At 28.3% G+C, this 17,570-nt stretch carries 19 protein-coding genes; 12 read left to right on the top strand and 7 right to left on the bottom strand.

The features are described from left to right. Window positions 1-78: 78 nt before the first annotated feature. From BCB68_RS01030 to BCB68_RS01015, 4 genes are all read right to left on the bottom strand, one after another. Window positions 79-1,044: a dipeptidase gene (locus tag BCB68_RS01030; RefSeq protein WP_094079142.1), complete on the bottom strand. Its 966-nt coding sequence runs from the start codon at window positions 1,042-1,044 to the stop codon at window positions 79-81. 132 nt (window positions 1,045-1,176) lie between these two features. Then, a complete protein-coding gene (locus BCB68_RS01025) occupies window positions 1,177-1,563 on the bottom strand; it encodes a hypothetical protein (RefSeq protein ID WP_237048716.1) in 387 nt (128 codons plus the stop codon). 44 nt (window positions 1,564-1,607) lie between these two features. After that, on the bottom strand, window positions 1,608-2,267 hold the full coding sequence (locus BCB68_RS01020; RefSeq protein ID WP_237048661.1) for a S66 peptidase family protein: 660 nt from the start codon (window positions 2,265-2,267) through the stop codon (window positions 1,608-1,610). A gap of 19 nt (window positions 2,268-2,286) precedes the next feature. Next, a complete protein-coding gene (locus BCB68_RS01015; protein ID WP_094079140.1) occupies window positions 2,287-3,228 on the bottom strand; it encodes a tRNA dihydrouridine synthase in 942 nt (313 codons plus the stop codon). Between the two features lie 254 nt (window positions 3,229-3,482). On the opposite strand from BCB68_RS01015, the gene BCB68_RS01010 reads away from it, so the two are divergent. From BCB68_RS01010 to BCB68_RS01000, 3 genes are all read left to right on the top strand, one after another. After that, window positions 3,483-4,718, top strand: coding sequence for an ABC transporter substrate-binding protein (locus BCB68_RS01010; protein WP_094079139.1), 1,236 nt, complete (start codon window positions 3,483-3,485; stop codon window positions 4,716-4,718). Between the two features lie 17 nt (window positions 4,719-4,735). Beyond that, window positions 4,736-5,437 carry a GTP-binding protein gene (locus BCB68_RS01005; protein WP_094079138.1) on the top strand — a complete coding sequence of 234 codons (702 nt, stop codon included), beginning with the start codon at window positions 4,736-4,738 and terminating at the stop codon, window positions 5,435-5,437. Window positions 5,438-5,603: 166 nt separating this feature from the next. Then, window positions 5,604-6,452: an ATP-binding cassette domain-containing protein gene (locus tag BCB68_RS01000; protein WP_442915276.1), complete on the top strand. Its 849-nt coding sequence runs from the start codon at window positions 5,604-5,606 to the stop codon at window positions 6,450-6,452. Window positions 6,453-6,521: 69 nt separating this feature from the next. Here the strand turns inward: BCB68_RS01000 and ybaK are convergent, their stop codons facing one another. Then, window positions 6,522-7,016, bottom strand: coding sequence for a Cys-tRNA(Pro) deacylase (ybaK, locus tag BCB68_RS00995; RefSeq protein ID WP_094079136.1), 495 nt, complete (start codon window positions 7,014-7,016; stop codon window positions 6,522-6,524). A gap of 179 nt (window positions 7,017-7,195) precedes the next feature. On the opposite strand from ybaK, the gene BCB68_RS00990 reads away from it, so the two are divergent. From BCB68_RS00990 to BCB68_RS00970, 5 genes are all read left to right on the top strand, one after another. Then, window positions 7,196-7,909, top strand: a complete 714-nt coding sequence (locus BCB68_RS00990; RefSeq protein WP_094079135.1) for an isoprenyl transferase — start codon at window positions 7,196-7,198, stop codon at window positions 7,907-7,909. Beyond that, window positions 7,899-8,825 carry a phosphatidate cytidylyltransferase gene (locus BCB68_RS00985; protein WP_094079134.1) on the top strand — a complete coding sequence of 309 codons (927 nt, stop codon included), beginning with the start codon at window positions 7,899-7,901 and terminating at the stop codon, window positions 8,823-8,825. Before BCB68_RS00990 ends, BCB68_RS00985 begins: the two co-directional genes overlap by 11 nt. Window positions 8,826-8,926: 101 nt before the next feature. Then, window positions 8,927-10,150, top strand: coding sequence for a tyrosine--tRNA ligase (tyrS, locus tag BCB68_RS00980; RefSeq protein WP_094079133.1), 1,224 nt, complete (start codon window positions 8,927-8,929; stop codon window positions 10,148-10,150). A 224-nt stretch (window positions 10,151-10,374) separates the two neighbouring features. After that, a complete protein-coding gene (locus BCB68_RS00975; RefSeq protein ID WP_094079132.1) occupies window positions 10,375-10,773 on the top strand; it encodes a hypothetical protein in 399 nt (132 codons plus the stop codon). 30 nt (window positions 10,774-10,803) lie between these two features. Further along, on the top strand, window positions 10,804-11,238 hold the full coding sequence (locus tag BCB68_RS00970; RefSeq protein WP_094079131.1) for a lysozyme inhibitor LprI family protein: 435 nt from the start codon (window positions 10,804-10,806) through the stop codon (window positions 11,236-11,238). A 159-nt stretch (window positions 11,239-11,397) separates the two neighbouring features. On the opposite strand, the gene asnA is transcribed toward BCB68_RS00970, so the two are convergent. After that, a complete protein-coding gene (asnA, locus tag BCB68_RS00965; RefSeq protein ID WP_094079130.1) occupies window positions 11,398-12,408 on the bottom strand; it encodes an aspartate--ammonia ligase in 1,011 nt (336 codons plus the stop codon). A 457-nt stretch (window positions 12,409-12,865) separates the two neighbouring features. Here asnA and BCB68_RS00960 point away from each other — a divergent pair, with 457 nt between their 5' ends. From BCB68_RS00960 to BCB68_RS00945, 4 genes are all read left to right on the top strand, one after another. Next, window positions 12,866-13,147: a cupin domain-containing protein gene (locus BCB68_RS00960; RefSeq protein ID WP_094079129.1), complete on the top strand. Its 282-nt coding sequence runs from the start codon at window positions 12,866-12,868 to the stop codon at window positions 13,145-13,147. A 691-nt stretch (window positions 13,148-13,838) separates the two neighbouring features. After that, window positions 13,839-14,630 (top strand): transporter substrate-binding domain-containing protein, encoded by a 792-nt coding sequence (locus BCB68_RS00955; protein ID WP_021768596.1) that lies wholly within the window; start codon window positions 13,839-13,841, stop codon window positions 14,628-14,630. 21 nt (window positions 14,631-14,651) lie between these two features. Beyond that, window positions 14,652-15,365, top strand: a complete 714-nt coding sequence (locus BCB68_RS00950) for an amino acid ABC transporter permease (RefSeq protein ID WP_012806453.1) — start codon at window positions 14,652-14,654, stop codon at window positions 15,363-15,365. Window position 15,366: 1 nt separating this feature from the next. Continuing rightward, window positions 15,367-16,125 (top strand): amino acid ABC transporter ATP-binding protein, encoded by a 759-nt coding sequence (locus tag BCB68_RS00945; protein WP_094079128.1) that lies wholly within the window; start codon window positions 15,367-15,369, stop codon window positions 16,123-16,125. Between the two features lie 427 nt (window positions 16,126-16,552). On the opposite strand, the gene BCB68_RS00940 is transcribed toward BCB68_RS00945, so the two are convergent. Beyond that, on the bottom strand, window positions 16,553-17,548 hold the full coding sequence (locus BCB68_RS00940) for a DNA polymerase III subunit delta (RefSeq protein WP_094079127.1): 996 nt from the start codon (window positions 17,546-17,548) through the stop codon (window positions 16,553-16,555). Window positions 17,549-17,570 lie beyond the last annotated feature (22 nt).

The raw sequence follows: 17,570 nt of genomic DNA, 5'->3' as shown, positions 1-17,570 counted from the left end.
TCTTTTCTTTTCTTTTCTTTTTTCTTTTCTTTTCGCTTTACTTTATTTATTTGTTTTTATTTTCAAAATCTAAATTTTTTATTTATTTTCTACTCTTTTATAAAAATCAATAAAATTTTTATAAGTTACCATATCTATTTCGTTTTGAGAATATCCACGTTTTTTTAGAGCCAAAGTTATGTTGTTTAACTTAGTTACATTTTCAAGTCCGTTAAGTCCTTCACAGCTTTCACCTGAAGGTGTGTAATATTCGTCAAAGTCAAGTCCAAATCCCACTTTGTCAAGTCCAATTTTTTCGGCAACATATTCCATGTGCTCAATTAGAGCATCAAGATTTTTTTTATTTTCATCACGACTCACAAAGTTGTGGTAGCTATTCATTCCAATCATTCCTTCATGCTCTCCAATACATAAAATCTGGTCGTCAGTCAAATTTCTAAGAGATGGACAAAGTGTTCTTGAATTTGAGTGCGAGGCAAAAAAAGGTTTTTTCGAATATTTTGCCACGTCCCAGAAAGTCTTATCGTTGGCGTGGGATAAATCAAGTAAAATTCCAAGTTCATTTATCACTTTTATGGCATCTATGCCAAGTGGCGTAAGTCCACGGTTTTTATCTCCGCTTTGTCCAGTTGCAAAAGCGTTTGTTTCATTCCAAGTTAGTCCAATGTGGCGAATTCCCAATTGATGAAGTAAATAAATATAGTTAAGATTGTCGCCAATTCCAATTAATCCTTCGATTCCAAGAACAACTCTAAATTTTTTGCTCTTTTCTTTTTCTAAAATTTCAAAATCTTTTGAATTTTTTACAACATGAATTAAATCTTTGGAATAATACAATTCTCTGGTCATTGCACAAAGATCTTCCAAAAAATATTTTTCAATGTTCTCAACTTTTCTAAAATCAATATAAATTACAAAAATTCCTCCAAAAAGTCCACTTTCCAGAAATTTTTTTTCATATTTTTTTCTAATTACATCAAAATTTCCTTTTTGATACTCCCAAAAATTATCAGTCCAAACATCAGCATGCATATCAAAAATCATAATTTTCCTTCTTTCTTTTTTTATTTGCTTTTTATTTTCTTTCTCTTTTTCTTTATATTTATTTATATATTTCTTTTATCTGTTAATTTTATATTTTTTTCTTTTTTTCTCTTTTTTTAAACTCTTTTTTAGCTATTTTTTAAAATAAATTTTGATATTATCAAAATTTTTGTCAATATTTATTGTACATTCTGCTCCCAGTGGCAAAGTTACTAAATCTGGTTTTTTATGACCACATTCGATTCCAGTAATGACAGGCTTTTTAAAATCTTTAAAAAAATTATTTAAAAAATCGTCCAAAGTATAATTTGGATCGTAAGTGTTTTCGCAGCCGTCAAAATTTCCAAATAAAACGGCGCGGCAGTCGTCAAGTTTTCCAGAAAGTTTTAAATGCGTCATCATTCTGTCAATTCTGCTAATTTCTTCTTCAATTTCTTCGATAAACAAAATTTTATCTTTTGTGTCAATCTCGTAATCAGTTCCAAGCGTTGTAACAAGTAAAGATAAATTTCCTCCAATTAACTGACCTTTTATTTCTCTAAATTTATTTTTAATTTCTTTTTTTATTTGTTCTTTATTTTTTTTTCTTTCTTTTTATTTTCTCTTTCTTTTTCTTTTTCTTTCTCTTTCGCTATTCTTTCTTTCTCTATTACTTCTTTTTCTCTTTTGATTTCAATTTCGATAAAATTATTTTTATTTAATAAATTTAATTTTTTTGAATTTGGATTTTCAAGTTTCCATTTTTCTCCATTTTTCTTGTTTATTGAAAAAAGAAAAGATTTTTTTGTAAATTCGTTAAAGTCATAAAGCATATTTGATCTTATCATCGGACCGTGGTATGTTCCAAGTCCGCATTTTTGGTTAAAAGCGATATTTAAATTAGTGACATCGCTGTAGCCGACAAAAAGTTTTGGATTTTTTTTTATTAATTCATAGTCGATTTTATCTAAAAGCTGTGAAGAAGAAAATCCACCTTTTACACAAAAAATAGCTTTTATTTCAGGATTTGAAAATGCTTCGTGCAAATCATTTATCCGAATATCAGCACTTCCTGCCATATATCCTCCAATATTTTGAGAAAGGCTTTTTCCGACAACAGGATAAAATCCAAGATTTTCTACAATTTGTTTACACTCTTCTATTTCTTCTGGCAAAATAGGCGAAGAAGTGCATATTAAAAAAACTTTATCGCCATATTTAGGCGCTTGTGGAAATTTTATCATTTTTTTCTCCTTTTTGATTTTACAATTTTTTTATTAAGTTTTGTTTTTGGGTAAAATTTTTTTCAACAATAATTTTTCCAATTTTATTTTTAAAATCAAAAATTTCATCTTGAAATTTTAAAAAATACGGTTTCAAAAATTTATTTATCTCAAGAACGGCTTTAATTTCCCCTTTATTCTCAAAAATATTTTCCAAATGTTCCAAAACAATTTCTTTTGTAGCATCAAATGTCTTAATAGTTTTTATTTTCCCAGTTTGTAAAAATTCCCTTGCTTGAGCGATTAACCAAGGATTTCCAATAACTCCTCTTGAGAGCATAATTCCATCCAAATTACATTTTTTAACTTGCTCTTTTATAAATTTTGGCTCAAATAAATCTCCATTTCCAAAAAATTCTGTATTTCGTGGAAGTTTACTCAAATTTGAAACAATTTCCCAATTTGCCGTGCCAGAATAAAATTGATTTTGTGTCCTACCGTGAACGCAGATAAAATCAAGATTGTATTTGTTTGCCAAATCCAAAAAAATTTCTGGATTGTTAAAATTTTTGTAGCCAGTCCGAATTTTTATTGAAATTTTTGTGTCAGAATCTAATTTTGGAAGCAATTCTGAAAAAAGTTCGTCCATCAAATTGTAATTTTCCAAAAGTGCTGAACCCGCTCCATTTCTTATAATTTTTGGCTGCGGACAACCCATATTTATATTAATTTTTTTAAACCCAATTTCTTCTAATTTCAAAATTCCCAAAAGAAGTTCATTTTTATTGCTGCCAAAAATCTGTGTTCCATTTTTTTCTTTGTCATCGCACTTCAAAAGTTCGTTAATCGTGGCATCATTTTCACGATTTAATAAATTAGCATTAACCATTTCTGTAAATAAAAGATCTGGATTAAATTTCTCCATTATTTTTCTAAAGGAATAATCGGTAATTCCTGACATTGGAGCCACATATATTTTCATTTTTTCTCCTAAATTTTTTATTTATTATATAATTTAAAATTAAAAAAATCAAATTAAAATTTTTTTGTAATATATATTACAGATTTTTTTTGAAAAATATGATAAAATTTTACCCGAAACAAACATTTACAAATATAAAAAATTATTACTTTCTAAAAATCTAAAAGAAAAAAAGACTTGTTTTTAAACTTAATAAAAAATATTTTGTTTATGAACAAGTCTAAAATTAATTTTTAAAATGTGAGGGGAAAAATATGAAAGATTTACTAAATGAAACGCTTTATGATATTATAAATGATGATCCAAAAATATATGATTTTTTCATTACAAATGGATTTGACAATTTTAAAAATAAAGAGATGCTTAAAATTATGGGGAAAAATATAAAATTGGGAATGGCACTAAAATCAAAAAGAATTAATCCAGAATTATTTTTGGAAAAACTAAATGCTTTTTTGAAAAAAGATAGTGAAGTCGATATTTCGCTTGAAGAAAATGAAGTTAATAAAAGCAAAGCTAGTAAAAATGATGTTTTGATTGAAGGAGTCCTGCCTTGTCCGATTAGAATTCCGCTATTGGAAGGAATTAAAGAGTGGGTTGACGCTCAAAATAAAAAAAATGACTACACAATTAAATATGAATTGCAGTCTGCAAATTTAGGACTTGACTGGGTTGTTGAAAAAGTTAAGACTGGAGATGCAAATGAAGTTCCAGATGTTTTGTTGTCAGCTGGATTTGAGCTTTTTTTTGACAAAAATTTGATGGGTCAATATATGGAAAATGGAATTTTTGAAACATATTTTGAAAATATGAATAAAGATTTTTGCAATGAAAATATTGATTTGCGAGATCCTAAAAAAAGATATGCAATAATGGGAGTTGTTCCAGCGGTATTTTTGGTGAACAAAACTGCTCTAAAAGATAGAAAAGTGCCACAGACTTGGGATGAGATTTTATCCGATGAATTTGAAAATTCGGTCGCACTTCCAATGGCAGATTTAGATTTATTTAATGCTTTAATCGTGATGGTTTACAAAGAATATGGAATAGATGGAATTAAAAAACTTGCAAAATCTTACAAAAAAAATCTTCATCCAGCACAAATGGTAAAAGCTAGGACAAAAGCGCAAGAAGCACCAGCAATAAGCATTATTCCATACTTTTTTTCACAAATGGTAAATGGAGCGAGTGATTTAGAAGTTGTCTGGCCAAAAGATGGAGCTCTTTTAAGTCCGATTTTTATGATTACAAAAAAAGAAAAAGCGGATAAAATTAAACCATTTTTAGATTTATTTTTATCGGAAAAAGTTGGAAATTTATTTTCAGCAAATGGAAAATTTCCTACAACTAATCCAAATGTTGACAATCACTTGGAAGAAAATCAAAATTTTAAATGGGTTGGCTGGGATTTTATTTATAAAAATGATGTAGGAAAAATTGTTCGTGAAGGTGAAAAATTATTTGACGAAGAAATAAAAAAATATTTTTAATAAATTAGGAGAAAATTATGAATTTAGTTATATTTTCAGGACCGCCATCTTCAGGGAAAACAAGCGTTATTTTAAAAACGGTTGATGCACTAAAAAAACAAGGGATGTCAGTTGGTGTAGTAAAATTTGATTGTCTATATACAGATGACGACAAATTATATGAAAAAGCGGGAATTCCAGTAAAAAAAGGAATTTCAGGAGCTTTGTGTCCAGATCACTTTTTTGTGTCAAATATCGAGGAAGTTGTGCAATGGGGAAGAAGTTTGGGATTATCGGTTTTAATTACAGAATCAGCGGGATTGTGTAATCGTTGTTCGCCATACATTAAAGATATAAAAGGAGTTTGTGTAATTGATAATTTATCAGGAATTAATACGCCAAAAAAAATTGGTCCAATGTTAAAATCAGCTGATATTGTCATCATTACAAAAGGGGACATCGTTTCTCAAGCAGAAAGAGAAGTATTTGCGTCGAGAGTTAATTCAGTAAATCCGACAGCTGTAACAATGCATGTGAATGGTTTGACAGGACAAGGAGCTTATGAATTGAGCACATTGTTGTATGAAAAAGAAAAAGAAATTGAAACAGTTCAAGGGAAAAAACTTAGATTTCCAATGCCATCAGCGCTTTGCTCGTATTGCTTAGGTGAAACAAGAATTGGTGAAAAATATCAAATGGGAAATGTTAGAAAAATGAATTTAGGTGGTGCGAATGAATAGAAATTTAGTGGATAAACTTTCGATGAGAGAATTAATAGAAAAATATCCGTTTGCCGAAAATTTTTTTGTTGAAAATAATATAATTATTGAAGGATACGAAGATAAAACTTTCAGTAAATTTTTGAAAATGTTTACAGAAGAACAAAAAGAAGATATGGCACTTGATATGGAAAATATTGAGATTTCATTGATTGAATATGTTGAGCAAATGAAATTGTTTTTGGGAATGGAAGAAGAAACAGGTGTTGAAACGCTTACAATTTTGGCTGGACAAGATAAAACGGGAAATCCAGAAGGATTTGGAAGGCTAGACATTCATAAATCAGAAATAATTTCAATCGTAGGACCAACAGGTTCAGGAAAATCAAGATTATTAGCTGACATCGAATGGACGGCACAAAAAGACACGCCAACTCAAAGAGAAATTTTAATAAATAACGAATCCCCTGACAAAAAGTGGAGATTTTCCTCAAATAATAAATTAGTTGCTCAATTATCGCAAAATATGAACTTTGTTATGGATTTGTCGGTTAAAGAATTTTTGGAATTACATGCTAAAAGCCGTATGGTTGAAGATGTGGAAGCTGTAACAGAAAAAATAATTTTAGAAGCAAATAAATTAGCAGGAGAAAAATTTAACCTAGACACAGCAATTACAGCCTTAAGTGGAGGACAATCAAGAGCACTGATGATCGCCGACACAGCAATTTTAAGTTCTTCTCCAATCGTTTTAATCGACGAAATTGAAAACGCTGGAATTGATAGAAAAAAAGCATTAGAATTATTGGTTTCTGCAGATAAAATAGTTTTAATGGCAACTCACGACCCAACACTAGCTCTAATTGCAAACAAAAGAGTAATCATAAAAAATGGTGGAATTGCTAAAATAATCAAAACTTCTCCAGAAGAAAAAGAAATCTTAAAAGAATTAGACAAAATGGATGAAAAAATTCAAAAAATGAGAGCAAATTTGAGAAATGGGGAAATCTTGAAATTGGAAACTTTAAAACTTTAAAATCTAAAATTATAAATAAAAAAATATATTGCTAAAATTAAATGCAATATATTTTTATTTTAAAAACTTTTATTTTTCTTCAGTCGTCACAAGTTCTGCAAGTTTTCCATCCACAACTTTTATTAATTCTTTGGTTTTAACTTCCATTTGAAGTCCTCGCTTTCCAGCGGAAACAACTATTTTATCAAACATTTTTGCTTCTGTATCAAAAAAAGTCTTGTATTTTTTCTTCATTCCAACAGGAGAACACCCTCCACGAATGTAGCCAGTATTTTTTTCAAGCTCAGAAAGCGGAAGTAGATCAATATTTTTTTCACCACAGGCTTTTGCCACTTTTTTTAAGTCCAAATGTTTCTCACTTTGAATGACGCAGACAAAAAGCTCTTTACTTTTTCCTTTTAACACAATCGTCTTAAAAATTCTGTCGGCTAATTCTGGAAAATGATTGCCAACTTCAGCTCCTACATGTTTATCTTCACTCCATTCGTAAGTGTGAATATCATAATGAATTTTTTGTTTGTCCAAAATTCTAAGTGCATTTGTTTTCGGTATTTTATGTTTCATACTTGTAAATCTCCTAATAATAAAATTTTTTATTTTTCTATATTAATATTATAACAAAAACTATTTTATTTTTAAATAAAAAAATAATCTTGAAATAAAAATATAATTTAATAAAATTATGCTTGAAAAATACTGTATACCCTGTTATAATTATAAAAAATATCTTGAAAGGTCAAAAGATGGATAAAAATTTAATAATACCAAATCATATAGCAATTATTATGGATGGAAATGGCAGATGGGCTAAGGAACGTGGAAAAATTCGGTTAGAAGGGCATAGAGCTGGAGCAGCTAGCCTTGAAAAAATTTTAAGATATGCTGGAGAAATTGGAGTGAAATATTTGACTGTTTACGCTTTTTCAACTGAGAACTGGAAGCGTCCGCAAAAGGAAGTAAACGGTCTTATGGATTTATTTGGAAAATATTTGGATAAAGAGAAAAAAAATCTGAAAAAGCAAGGTGTAAAGTTGGTTGTGACAGGGGAAAAGGAAAATATCTCTCCAAAACTTCTAAAAAAAATTGAAGATACACAAAAATTTTTAGAAGATTGTAGTAAAATAACTTTTAATATTGCTTTTAATTATGGCGGAAGAAGGGAAATTGTAAGTGCGGTAAATAAAATTTTGAGTGAAAATGAAACAAAAAAAATCGAAAAAGTTACAGAAGAAGAGTTTTCAAAATATATGTACCGACCAGAAATCCCAGATCCAGAACTTGTAATCAGAACGAGTGGAGAATTTAGGATAAGCAATTTTTTGCTTTGGGAAATTGCCTATTCGGAGTTTTATATAACAGATGTTTTCTGGCCTGATTTTGATGAAAATGAATTAGATAAAGCGATTTTATCCTTTAATAAAAGGGATAGAAGATACGGAGGGCTGAATGTTAAGTAGATTATTTATTATTTTGTTGTTTGTACCTTTCCTTTTATGGATATTTTTAAAAGGAAATCTGATGTTTTTGGTGTTTACTCTTGTAATAATTGGAATATCGCTTTTTGAATTTTACAAAATGCTAAAGGACAAGGGATTTGAAGTGGCAAGCAGGATTGGAATGGGACTTGGGCTGTTTTTGCCTGTTGCGATATATTTTCAGGAAAATTCAAAAAATATTTTTTCATATTTTAAATTTGAACTTTTTAAGCAAATTAACTTTGATATGGGAGGATTTATCGTATTTGCAATAATTCTTCTGTCTTTAAGGCAAGTTTTTAAAGTAAAAATTCACAATGCAATGGCAGAAATTTCCTATACTTTATTTGGAATAATTTATGTTTCGTATTTATTCTCACATATTTTACTAATAAAATATGAATTTCCAAATGGAAAAATTTTAGTTGTAATGACATTTATGCTAATTTGGGCATGTGATATTTCTGCTTATCTTGTCGGAATGGCAATCGGCGGAAAAATATTTAGACACAGACTTGCTCCAAAAATTAGTCCGAAAAAATCAATTGAAGGTGCAATTGCAGGAATTTTAGGGGTATTTTTAGTAATTTTATCTTTTGACAAAATATATTTATTCATAGCAAATTTTGTCTGCGGAATTTCATTTTTAACAAAGACCTGTTCTGTAAATTACGATTATGTTGCCATTGGAGGATTAAAAGCCTTTATCCTTGCACTTGCAATAGGAATCTTTGCCGAACTGGGAGATTTGGTGGAATCTAAGATAAAAAGAGAATTGGAAGTTAAGGATTCTGGGAATTTACTTTTAGGACATGGTGGATTTTTGGACAGATTTGACAGTGCGTTATTTGTATTGCCGATTGTTTATTATTTTATGAAATATGTTGCATATTTATAAAAATAAAATTAGTAAAAATTGAGAAATAATAGATTTGTTAAAAAAATTAAAAAAATATAGAAATTAAAGAAAATTAAGAAATAAGGAGAAAAAATAAAAAAATGACAGAATTAGAAATTAAACAAGAAGTAGAAAGACAATTTAATATTTTAAGTCGCGGGTGCGATGAAATAATTAATGAAAATGAATTTAAGAAAAAGTTGGAGAAATCAATTTCGACTAATACTCCATTAAGAGTAAAATTGGGGATTGATCCAACTGGGTCTGATTTGCACTTGGGACATGCGGTACCTTTGAGAAAATTAAAACAGTTTCAAGATTTGGGGCACGATGTGTTTTTCTTGATTGGAACTTTCACTGGAAGAATTGGAGATCCAACTGGAAAATCTGAAACTAGAAAAATGTTGTCAGAAGAACAAGTTATGGAAAATATTAAAACATATTTGGATCAAGTAAAATTAATTTTGGATTTAGATAAAATTAATGTTGTTTACAATGCTGACTGGTTGGAAAAATTATCGTTATCAGATGCGTTGAATTTGTTGTCACAATTTACAGTTTCACAAATGATTTCGAGAGAAGATTTTTCAAAAAGATTATCTGAAAATAAACCAGTTTCATTGATTGAGTTTATGTATCCAATTTTACAAGGGTATGATTCAGTTGAGTTACACGCTGATGTGGAATTAGGTGCGACTGAACAAAAATTTAATTTGTTAAGAGGAAGAGATTTACAGAAAAACTTTGGTCAAGAGCAACAAATTTGTATGATAATGCCGATTTTGGTTGGACTTGATGGAGTGGAAAAAATGTCTAAATCATTAGGAAACTACATTGGTGTAAAAGATACGCCAAACGATATGTTTGGTAAAGTTATGTCAATTTCAGATGAATTGATGGAAAATTATTATACAATGATAACTGATGTCCCTTTTGAGAGAATTGAAGAAATTAAGGCACAAATCGCAGATGGAAGTTTACATCCAATGGAAGCTAAAAAACAATTGGGAGCTGAAGTTGTAAAAATTTACTACGGTGAAGAAGCGGCTAAAGAAGCGAGAGATTGGTTTGAAAATGTATTCAGTAAGAGAAACTTAAATGTTGACTTGCCTGAAGTTGAATTGGAATACAAAGAAGTTGGAATCATTGATTTATTGGTAAAAGAAACAGGATTGCTAAAAACGACAAGTGAAGCTAGAAGATTAATTCAGCAAGGTGGATTCAAAATAAACGATGAGCCAATAAAAGATGTGAAAGCCACGGTTGTTCTTGAAAGTGGAATGGTTGTGAGAGCTGGGAAGAAAAAAATTGTTAAAGTGAAATAATATTTTTAAAAAAATAAAAAAAGTAAAGTTTTGATTTTGAAATTATCAAATTATTATAAAAATAAAAAAATTACTCATTTAAAAATTTAAGTAAAAGTTTAAGTGAGTAATTTTTATTTTAAATTAATTTTAATATAATTAAAAACAAATATATATAAGGTATATATATATATATAATAAATAATATTTCAATTTTAAATAAGATTAAAAAAGGAGTGATTCTTGTGAAAAAATTATTTTTAGGAATATTTTTAGTGATAGGAATTTTATCATTTGGAAAACAAAGAATAACTGTGAAATCAAAAAGTTATTGTACGGATTATTTGGGAGCTGCAGGTTATGATAATGAGTCAATAACTGGAGATGGGACACCTGGAGAATATTATATGTTTAAGAAATGTGTAATTAATGGAAGAACTTATTATGGAGATGATGCAACAGATAGTGATAAGGAATACCATAGAGCTGCACTAAGGATATACTACAATAGTGACCTTCAAAAAGAATATTTTTCAGAATTAATTGATAATGCTGAAAGAGTATACATAAAAACAGGTGTAACTATTGAAGATGAAGGAGGAGGGAATTTTGGTGTTAATGTGAAAAAAATCATAGTAAAATAGAAAAAAATTATAAAAAGAAGGTGGTTCAATATGAAGAAAATATTATTAGCAATATTTTTAATATTTGGGATTTTGACTTTTGCAAGTTATGAATCTAATTTAAGAAAAAAAATTTCAAATTATGAAAGAATTAGAGATGAAATGGTTGAGGAAAGAGGTGGATTTGGAGTTGAAGCTACTAACATTAATCAACAATTTAATGATATGCTAGATGAAGAACTTACTCAGGTCTACAATTTAATTAGAGAAAAAATGTCTAAAACTGAAAAAGATAATTTTAGAAATAAACAACGTCAATGGTTAAAAAAAAGAGAGCAACAGGTAGAAGCTTCAACAAAAGATGAAAATGGAAAAGGGGTGATATTTGGGAGAGGAGCAGCAAATACTGAAATATATGTATATGAACAAATTACAAAAAAAAGATTATTTGAACTTGCTAAAATGTATGATAAGATGAAAAAATAAATTATTTTAAAATTACGAAATTATGGAGATTTTTATAAAATTAAAAGAGACTATATCTTGTAAAATCAAATTTACAGGATAGTCTCTTATTTTAAAATATTTATTTATTATAGACTACACATAATTTTTAAATAAATTTATAATTAATGAATTTACTTTTTATAACAAGTTTATTCCATTTTCACGGCAAACCTTTTTAATATCTTCAGTCCAGAATGAAGCTTGAACTTCTCCAATGTGTGCTTTCTGTAAAAAGAACATGCAAATTCTTGATTGTCCGATTCCTCCACCGATTGTTAGCGGTAATTCTCCATTTAAAAGTTGTTTGTGGAAATCTAATTCTTTTCTTTCTTCCAAATTCAATTCTTTTAATTGTCTCTCTAGTGCGTCTTTGTCAACACGGATTCCCATTGAAGATAATTCCAATGAATGATTTAATGCAGGATCCCATAAAATCAAATCTCCGTTTAATTCCCAGTCATCATAGTCTGGAGCACGACCATCGTGTCTTTGTCCAGAAGCTAAAACTTTTCCAATTTGCATAACGAAAATTGCTCCTCTACTTTTTGCAAATTCGTTTTCTCTTTCTTCTGGAGTTAAATTTGGATATAAATTTTCTAATTCTTGTGAAGTTATAAAAGTAACTTCATTTGGTAAACTGATTTTTACTTTTTCAAATCTAGCACTAAGTTCTCTTTCTGTATTTAAAAAGACTTTGTATATTTTTCTAACAGTTTCTTTTAGAAAATCAAAATTTCTATCTTCTTTTGTGATAACTTTTTCCCAATCCCATTGGTCAACATAGATTGAGTGTGTGTTGTCCATATCTTCATCTCTTCTGATTGCGTTCATATCTGTGTAAATTCCTTGTCCTACTGGCACACCATATCTTTTTAGTGCCATTCTTTTCCATTTTGCAAGTGAATGTACAATTTCTAACGTTTCGTCAGGAACTTCTTTTGTTTCAAATGCAACTGGTCTTTCCACGCCATTTAGATTGTCATTTAACCCCGAAGATTTTTTTACGAATAACGGTGCTGATATTCTTGTTAAATTTAATGCACTTGAAAGTTCTTTTTCAAAAAAATCTTTTACGAACTTAATTGCAATTTCTGTTTCCATTATCCCGTATTTTGGGTCATAACCTTCTGGTATAAAAATACTTGACATAATTTTTCTCCTTCTTTTCTCAAATCTTATTTTTTCTACCCGTTTATGTTAGCAAAATTCTAAATTTTTGTCAAATTTTTTTATTTATCATAAATTGCAATATTTAGATGCAACATTTTTTTAGATTTCCTAAAATTTAATTTCATGTAAAAATTTTTTAAATAGTGTTGCGTAGTTCAAACATTTTCTAGGTTAGGTTTTGAATTTATTAGTATTAAGGTTCTTAATTCTCTGATAAATAGTAGCTTTATCTTTTTTAAGAATCTTATCAACTTTCTTTTATTTTGTAATTTTCTTTTAGCGGAACCTCCGATTTATTTTTCTATTTAAATAAAGTTTTTAGTATCAAATGTTGTAGTTATAAAAAAATTTGCTTTACAAAATATTTGAATGAGAGTATAATATTTGTACAGCTAAAAGATATTAGTTAATTTGAAATATAGAGGAGATGATTGAAATGGCTGGAATAGTAAAAAATCAAGGTGGATTAGCTTTTAGTGGGACTAATTATAAAGTGGTGAAGGAAGTTTTAGATTCAGGAGAAAAAATCCCTTTGCATAATCATGAAGGAGAAGATGTTGTAATTTCGGTTTTAAAGGGGAAATTGGAAATATATTTAAATGACGATGAAACACATACTTTAGTGCCTGGCGACATCATTGGTTTTGATGGAAAGAATCTTGTTAAAGGTACTGCATTGGAGTATACAGAATTTAATGAAACACTTATAAAAAAATAATCTTTACAAATTAAAAAAATTATAGTATAATATTTTTATATACAAATAAAGAGATTGAAAAGGTTAATTAAGTATACTATTAATAAAAAACTATAACTTAATATGATAATATACATGAATTTGTAGAGTTTATTTTAAAATTAACTGGAAATAATTTTATATGTAAGCTCATTTCAAAGCAAAAAAAATCGAAAAATGAGATTGCATCCTAGAAAGCCGGATAATCTTATTCGGCTTTTTTCTTTAATAAGATAAATTTTTTTGTTTTAATACTATTTCCTGTTTCAAAGAGTAGGGATCAAAAAATTTATGAAATTAAAGTCATTTTTAATAGGATTATGCTATTATACAACCTATGTAACTATTAAAATAATCCTTTAATTAAATTTATTGTTAAGTATTCATCTTAAAGACTTTTATAATTTTATTTATAGATATTATGATTAATAATAGTTTTTTCTATTTCTATATGTTTGAGCATTAGCGAGTTTCGCTTTTGTTTCAAAAAAATGCTTAGACAAGCCAAGGTCACAATAAAAATCCCTTATTTATATGAATACTTAAGAATTAAATTTGATTTTTTAAAAAGTTATCAAATTAATTATTATAGAATTTTACTTCTATTTTTTAAATGGGATATTAGTATAAATTAATAGTAAACAAAAAATATAAAAATTTTAGGAGGAAAATCATGAAAAATATTTTAAAATTAACAGGAATTTTATTGATAGGACTATTTCTTATCAGCTGTGGAGGGAAACAGGAAAATGGTAAAAGTGGGAGTAGTGAAGGAAAACAAAAAGTGAAAGTTGGAACAGAAGGAGTTTATGCACCATTTACGTTTACTGATGGAAGTGGGAAATTAACTGGATATGATGTGGAAGTTGTTGAAGAAATTGGGAAAAGAGCAAATTTAGATATAGAGTTTGTGCCTACACCTTGGGATAGTATGTTTTTAGGACTGGAATCGAAAAAATTTGACTTTATTGCAAATGAAATTGCTAAAAATCCTGAAAGAGAGAAAAAATATACTTTTTCTGATGATTATTTAGTATCAGCCGCTCAAATTATCGTTAAAAAGGGAAGAACTGACATTAAGACACTTGAGGATTTAAAAGGTAAAAGGGTTATGACAGGAGTAGGAAGCAATTATAACAAGACTTTGACTGATTTTGACAAAAATAAGGAAATAAATTATGCTTATTTTGATGGAAATGTTTCAATTGCACTTGAAGAAATTGCACAAGGAAAAGCAGACGCTACTTTAAATGACAGATTGACAGTAGGATATTTCACAAAACAAAGAGGAAATCTTGTAGAAATCGTAGGAGAGCCTGTAACAAAAACACCTGTATACTTCACATTTAGAAAAGATAGCGAAGAATTGAAAAATAAAGTAAATAAAGCACTAGCTGAAATGAAAGCTGACGGAACGCTTGCCAAAATATCAGAAAAGTGGTTTGGTGGAGATTATACAAAATAATTTATAAACAGGAGAAAAGTAATGAATAATAATGTACCTTTTTTAAACTGGGGATTTATGGTAAGAGCTATTCCAGAAATACTGAAAGCATTGCCAATGACTCTGAATATTGCGATTGTTACGATGATATTTTCGCTGATACTCAGTTTTTTTATCGCACTTGTGAGAATAAATAAAATTCCTGTGCTGACAAGGCTTGCTACAATTTATGTGTCCTTTATAAGAGGGACACCTCTTTTAGTTCAGATTTACCTTGCCTATTATGGATTGCCTAAAATATTAGATTATATACATTTAAAGTATGGATTTAATATAGATGTGAATAATATTCCTGCGATTATATTTGTTTATGTGGCATTTATTTTAAATGTATCAGGTTATCTGTCAGAAACATTCAGGGCGGCAATTCAGTCGGTGGATAAAGGGCAAGTTGAAGCTGCATTGTCTATTGGAATGACAAAATGGCAGGCAATGAGAAGAATTGTGCTTCCACAGGCGATTATAATAACTTTTCCTAATTTTGGAAATACTTTCATAAGTCTGATAAAGGATTCCTCACTTGCTTTTACAGTTTCAATTGTGGAAATGATGGGAAAAGCAAAAATAATATCAGCTTCAGGGCTGGATATTTTTGAGGCATATATTGTTGTTGCTGGAATTTACTGGGTTGTTTGCATAATTGTGGAAAAAGTCATGGGAATTGTGGAAAAGAAATTGAGAGTAGGTGGACTGTAGAATGATAAAGGTTGAAAATCTAAAATTGTCTTTTGGAAAAAATGAAGTTTTGAAAGGAATAAACTTTAAAATAGAAAAAGGACAGGTAATAAGTATCATAGGACCGAGCGGATCTGGAAAATCAACATTTTTACGAAGCCTTAATTTTCTTGAAACAGCTTCATCAGGAACAATAACTTTTGGAAACGAAACATTTGACTTGAGCAAAATAAATAAAAAAGATATAAACAGACTTAGAAAAAATACGACAATGGTTTTTCAGAATTATAATTTATTCAAAAATAAAACTGCTTTGGAAAATGTAATTGAGGGTCTTTTAATTGTAAAAAAAATGAATAGGAATGAAGCAACAGAAATTGGATTAAAAATGCTTGAAAAAGTGGGATTAAAAGATAAAGCCGAATTTTATCCAAATCAGCTTTCTGGAGGACAGCAGCAAAGGGTAGGAATCGCAAGGGCGGTTGCAATGAGTCCAAAAGTAATTTTACTTGACGAGCCAACTTCAGCACTTGATCCTGAACTTATCGGAGAAGTTCTGAAAGTTATAAAAGATATGGTAAAAGAAAATATGACAATGATAATTGTTACCCATGAAATGCAGTTTGCAAGAGAAGTATCTGATTATATAGTATTTATGGATGGTGGAACAATTATAGAAGAAGGAAAGCCTGAAGAAATTTTTGTTAATTCTCAAAATAAGAGGTTACAAAATTTTTTGAAAAGATATTCTGAGAGTGAAACGGATATTTATTCAATATAACTAGAAAAAATAAAAAAAGCCTCTAAATAAAATATTTTGGGGTTTTTATTTTTTTATATTATAAATTGCAATTCTCTTTCTGCAATTTGTTCTGGCGACCATATTTTATAAAGCTTGGACTCTATTAAATACTTTAATTCAGAAGTAATTTTGTAAGTTTCTGCCTTTTTTACAGACTTTATTATTGGCATTTATCTGAGCTTTTTTAGTACAATATTCACCTTTAAGTCTCTTAATTTCCCGATAAATAGTAGCCCTGACTTTTTTTAAAAATCTCAGCAACTCTCTTTTATTTTGTAGTTTTTTTCTAGCAGAACCTCTAGTTTATTTTTCGCATTTATAGTAAAATATTTACAACTCATGATGTATTTCCTCTTGTTAATGTTTTTGTGGTTATTAATATTTTAACACGAAATTATAATGAGTTTCATTTTATTATACAGTCTATCTTATAAAGTGAAGAAATCTGCATTATTAGCCTTTCGACTCCAGCACTCATCTCAATTTTTCCAGTTTTTATAGAATTTTCAATTTCCCAGGAGCGATATACCAATTTTTTTAAACTTTCTAAACTATAATTTTTCTCTAATTCCAATTTTTTGAAAATAGCATACGAATTTGGAATTCTGTTATTTATTTTAAATGCTTCTTTTACTTTTTCAAACTGAATTTTAAAAGTGTTATAATTAGAGCTAAATTGTTTACCTTCTTTTTTTAAAATTTTTATTTTATATAAAACTTCCAATTCGTTATACAGTGAATAAAGCACTCCCATATATTCCTTAGTTTGCTCCAAATATTTCATAACTTCATTTATTCTATTTGATAAAATTTCTTTAGTTATTTCGTAAATTTTATATTCTTTTTCTATAGAAATAATATTCTTTAGTTTTTTTAAATCAAATTTTTCTCCATCTAAAAAAATTTTTATTTTTTCAATTTCATTTTTCACTTTAAAAGGATTTGTTCCAATCATTTCCAAAAGTGAACTAGCATTTTTTTTATTTATTTTCAGCTCAAGCATAACATAATTTTGTATTTCAATATCTTCGTCTTTTAAAAACAAAAAATTTTTAATTTTTTTATCTTTTTCAAGTTTATCAAGAACTTTTTTTAGCTCGGCATTCAATTTTCCATCTTCTTTTTCATAGTCAATAATAATTTGCTTATTTATTATATCCAAATTAGCGATGTTTTTCAAAAATGTTTCAAATTTTTTTATTTTTTGCGCTCTTTTTAACACGACAAGTTCCTGCGAAGAAAAGATAGAATTTGTCATAAGTTTTTCCAAAAAATTTTCATCTTCCTTAAGTTCTGCATCAAAAAAGCTCTCAGAGATATTAGGATTTTTTTCTCTCAATTTATTTAAAATTTCAAAATATTTAAATTCTCTAAATTTTGTCCCACCAATAAAATAAATCATTTTTCCTCTTTTCAAAATTTTT

Source organism: Leptotrichia sp. oral taxon 498, assembly GCF_002240055.1.
Taxonomy (GTDB): domain Bacteria; phylum Fusobacteriota; class Fusobacteriia; order Fusobacteriales; family Leptotrichiaceae; genus Leptotrichia; species Leptotrichia rugosa.
Note: the sequence above shows the minus strand (reverse complement) of the source record. Positions and strands in the feature narration are given on the sequence as shown.